At 53.8% G+C, this 4,720-nt stretch carries 4 protein-coding genes; all 4 read left to right on the top strand.

From position 1 onward, the window contains the following. Window positions 1-35: 35 nt before the first annotated feature. On the top strand, window positions 36-1,094 hold the full coding sequence (locus tag GOX53_RS28720) for a tyrosine-type recombinase/integrase (RefSeq protein ID WP_171182298.1): 1,059 nt from the start codon (window positions 36-38) through the stop codon (window positions 1,092-1,094). Between the two features lie 430 nt (window positions 1,095-1,524). Then, complete coding sequence (gene repA / locus GOX53_RS28715; protein ID WP_171182297.1) at window positions 1,525-2,709, top strand: plasmid partitioning protein RepA; 1,185 nt, start codon at window positions 1,525-1,527, stop codon at window positions 2,707-2,709. Further along, on the top strand, window positions 2,709-3,722 hold the full coding sequence (repB, locus tag GOX53_RS28710) for a plasmid partitioning protein RepB (protein WP_171182296.1): 1,014 nt from the start codon (window positions 2,709-2,711) through the stop codon (window positions 3,720-3,722). Before repA ends, repB begins: the two co-directional genes overlap by 1 nt. Before the next feature lie 194 nt (window positions 3,723-3,916). Next, the coding region (locus tag GOX53_RS28705; protein ID WP_256415921.1) for a helix-turn-helix domain-containing protein at window positions 3,917-4,720 on the top strand (804 nt) is incomplete at its 3' end.

Below are 4,720 nucleotides of genomic sequence, written 5' to 3'. Positions count from 1 at the left end.
GCCGAAAATCACGATGATTGCAGGTCGAGCCAATTATGTTCGCAGGTCGTTACACCTATCTGCCTGCCGCATCCCCTGCCCTCTCCGCAGCCGATCAGGAGGCGCTCACCGACCTCTATGTGCGCGGTACTCCAGAAAACACGCTGCGCGCCTATGAACGGGATCTGCTTTATATCACCGCCTGGAAACAGGCACGGTTTGGGGCCGCATTGGATTGGCCCGAGAGCGAGGCCACTGCGCTGGCCTTCATCCTGGATCACGCCCGCGGTCTCAGCGACATGCCGGAGACGGATTTGGCGCGCGAGGCTGCCGAGGCTCTGATCGCACAAGGATTGCGTAAATCCCTCACCTGCCCGGCCCCTTCCACGCTGGACCGCCGTATCGCCTCCTGGCTGGCGTTTCACCGGATGAAAAACCTCGCAAGCCCCTTTGGCGCACCGCAGGTGAAACAGGCCCGGGCCAAGGCCCGCCGCGCCGCAGCCCGACCCCCTGCCCCGAAATCGCAGCACCCGATCACCCGCGACGTGTTGGAACAGCTGCTGGCCACCTGCCGGGGCTCCCGCCGAGATTGCCGCGACTGCGCCATCCTGATGCTGGGTTGGGCCTCGGGCGGTCGACGCCGGTCCGAGATCACCGGGCTGATGCGTGACGATATCTCTCTCAAGGAATTCGACAAGAGTGGCGTGGTCTGGCTCGCGCTGCTGGAGACCAAGACCACGACCAAGGGCGAGACGCCGCGCCTGGTGCTCAAAGGCCGTGCGGCGCAGGCGTTGGTGCTTTGGATCGAGGTGGGCGGGATCAACGACGGCCCTTTGTTCCGACCCATTTCCAAGGCCGACCGGGTACTGAAACGCCGCCTCAGCCCGGATGCGATCTATCAGTTTGTTCGGCACCGCCTGAAACTGGCAGGACTGCCAGAAGATTTTGCCTCCCCCCATGGACTGCGCTCAGGCTTCCTGACCCAGACCGCGCTGGACGGCGCCCCAATCCAGGCCGCTATGCGCCTGTCGTTACACCGGTCCATGGCCCAGGCGCAGAAATATTATGATGATGTCGATATTACTGAAAACCCGGCGACCGATCTTTTGGGGTGAGCACTTACTGAGAGTTCAATGGAATGCCAGCCTGCAGGATATTCTGACTGCAATGTCGATGTCTTGTTCGCCGTCGCATTCGTCAGGGTAGCCAACGCAGAAACATGTCGCAGTAGATCGCAATAGATCCCCAGACAAATCGATTAGCTGACGAAGTTACAAACATGTCCAGAAATTTAGGTGTCACTCTGTACTCCGCTGGAACAAATCCCGACAGGCTCCCAAGAGCACGGGATGCGAAGCACTCATACAAAAAAAGCATGCGCTTTGTCTCAGCGCAAAAAGTTCACAGCTGTGAACTTTTTTCCCAACATGTAGTAGGGCTCATAGTCCACTACCCTACATGTAAAAAAAGGTTGACTTGAATCACTTCATCAGGTCTCAGTGATGGTAGAGCGTAAATCGCCAATTCGAGCATATAGATGTAACCATGATCCCAACCACACCTATCGCATCAACCTCCCCAGTTGATATCAGTAGTGAGATCAGTAGTCGACTGAATCTCGCAATCAAAGAACACCTACTTGCGGCCTATGCTCCAGACTCGACAAAGCAGCTGCGGCTTTTCCCGGCTCAAGAAGTTTGTGACCTGATTGGCATCAGCCATCAGTATCTTCGCAAAGCGACTGTTGAGGGCGCCATTCCCGAGGCTAGTGAAATCAAGCACGGTCGCAGGTATTATACAGGTCAGGAAGTTTGGGAATTGCGGCAGCTTCTGGACGCCCGCAGTAAAACTCCAGGACGATATCTCCCCAGTCGGCGCGAGGGTGAGCCACTACAACGAATTCAGGTGATGAATTTCAAGGGCGGCTCCAGCAAATCCACGACATGTATTCACCTTGCACATTACCTCGCACTACAAGGCTTCAGGGTGCTTTGTGTTGACCTTGATCCTCAAGCTTCGCTTTCGGCAATGTGCGGCCTTCAAACCGAGCTGGATGAGAGTATTGATACCGTCTACGACGCGATCACTTACCATGATCCGATTTCGATGAAGGAAGTCATCCGAGAAACGTACTTTCCTGGCCTTTCGATCGCGCCAGGCGGGCTGATGCTTTCTGAGTTTGAGGCAGAGTCGGCAAAGCTAAACAGCAAGCAGCACCCCTTCTTTGCGCGCCTTCACGACGCCATCATGTCGGTGGAGGCCGATTACGATGTGGTTCTGATCGATAGCCCCCCCAGCCTTGGCTTTATCACAATGGGTGGTATGGCCGCCGCAACGTCGGTGATTGTACCACTAACGCCCTCGATGCTCGATGTCGCATCCACCGCGCAGTTTCTCAAAATGACTTCGTCGTACATGGAGGTAATTGAAAGAAGCGGAGCAAAACTTGTTTATGATAACTACCGCCTCTTGGTTACACGGGACGAGCCGGTCGATACACCATCTCAGACAATTGTCGCGTTCATGCGAGCCCTCTTCCAAGAGCGAGTAATGACTGCGACCAGCCTAAAAAGCACCGCCATCAGTGATGCAGCCATGCTTCAGCAATCAATCTATGAGCTGAACAGGTCTGACCTGACACGGGCAACTTACGACCGAGCCAAGGCATCAATGGATGCCGTCGGTAAAGAAGTAGAAAACATGGTTCTTGAAGCATGGGGGCGCATCTGATGGCAAAAGAGCGCAGAGCAAGAAAGCGTCATTCCAGCATGATGGAGATCGCAGAGCAAGCAACTATGGAGGTCAAGGACACGGCCCCTTCCCCTGCCCGACCAATCACTCCGGGCCTTCAATTCATTGAGGACACATATAACGCTATTGATGAGATCGACCCCGATCTTGTTGATGATTGGGGCGTGGAGGATCGGCTCGAGAAGTTCACAGCTGTGAACTCCGGAGCTGACGAAGACACGGACGTCCCCAACCATTCACTTGAACAACTGGCGGACAGTATTCGAGAGAATGGTCAGCAGGTGCCAATTCAGGTGCGCCATGAGCCTGGTCGAACCGGGCGTTATCAAATCATTTATGGTCGCCGTCGACTGGCTGCCTGCCGCTATCTGAAAGAAAACTACCCGGATGAAAACATTAAGATTAAAGCTAACGTTGTCGACCTCGATGATGACAAGGCTCTGATCGCCAAAGCTCTCGAAAATGCGTCCAGGAAGGACCTCACATTCTATGAGCGCGCACGCTTTGCTACAGACATCATTGCTTCAGGTAAGAACAGATCAGAGGTCATAACAATAATGTCTCTGACAAAGTCCGGGCTATCCAACCTGGAGCGCATTACGAAATCAGTACCGCGCGAACTGGGTGATGCCATTGGTGCTGCACCAGGCTTCGGTCGCACCAAGTGGATGATCTTGGTAGACGCTTTGGATCAAAAAAAGATCACACCTCGCAACGCACTCCGGGAACTGGAGAAGCTGCCTCCCAGCTCTTCTTCAGATGAACGTCTCTTGGCACTGCTTGATGAGATAAAAAGGAAATCCGAAACACCTAGACCGAACCCCAGAATCGTCGGAGAAGGCCTAGCAACTGTTAAACAAGGGGCCTCCGGGCTAAACATCAGCATTAATGACAGTGCAGCCCCCGGCTTCTCTGATTGGCTGGATGAGCACATTGAAACTTTAATGAAGGAATTCCGAGACCGCTTTGAGGCAGTGAGCGGCCGGAAGTAAGAAGTTCACAGCTGTGAACTAAATCAAAGGCAAGCGAGCAAAGGAGAAAGGTAGAAAGAGATAGCCCCCGAAAGCGGTGATGCTCCCGAGGACCAAATCTTGTCTAGCAGCTTGAATTTAACTCCTCTCGAATCACCACACAAGAAAAAACACCCTTGGGTGGGCGATATTTCTGTGTCTGCTGACAAAAAACCATGAGGACAGTAACAAATTGCGCTCCAATAGGAGCAGTCAGGTCATTAACCGGGCAGGGGAGTAGTGCGCCCAAATGGATGCAGCTCCGTGCTATCGAAGAAGCCCGTGAACCGCTTGGACTGAAGGCGACGAGCATCTCAATTATGCGAGCTATGCTATCATTTATGTCAGCTGATCGTGTCAGCGAATTAGCCGATGACCATCACATCGTCTATGCTAGCAACGCTACAATAGCTGGGCGCGCCCACGTGAGCATTCAGACAGTGGAGCGTCACATCTCGAAGCTGATCAAGTTGGGCATCATTCAACGCGTTACCGCCGCAAACGGCAAAAGATGGTGCAGACGAGATGAAGCAGGGAAGGTGGCACTGGTCAGCGGCTTGTCACTACTACCACTGGCAACCCGTCATGCAGAGTTCACAGCCCTTGCCAGTGAGTATCGACGCACACAAGAGGCCCTTCGGATGCTGCGGGATGAGTGCACACTGGCGCTGGCCCGACTTCAGGATGCCATCTCAGATGGTGTTCAGGATCTACTCGTTCGGGCGCGACTGATCCTGCGCCGTCGGCCGCAATATGACGTTCTTTTGGAGCTGCTGGACGAGATCAATGACAGCGCTTCTGTGGACAACCACCCATCAGAACCCTGCGAGGCCATCAATTTGAGGGGTGGCGACGGTGAAATTGAGGGGCACAAAGAACATTCACTGATTCATAATTGTAAAAAAAAGGAAGATCATTCTCAGATTAAAGCATCCCGCCGAAAACTTGAATCGGGGGATTCCCAAATGGTTGTCAGTGTG

Origin of the sequence: Ruegeria sp. HKCCD8929 (genome assembly GCF_013031405.1) — a bacterium.
Lineage (GTDB): Bacteria > Pseudomonadota > Alphaproteobacteria > Rhodobacterales > Rhodobacteraceae > Ruegeria.
Note: the sequence above shows the minus strand (reverse complement) of the source record. Positions and strands in the feature narration are given on the sequence as shown.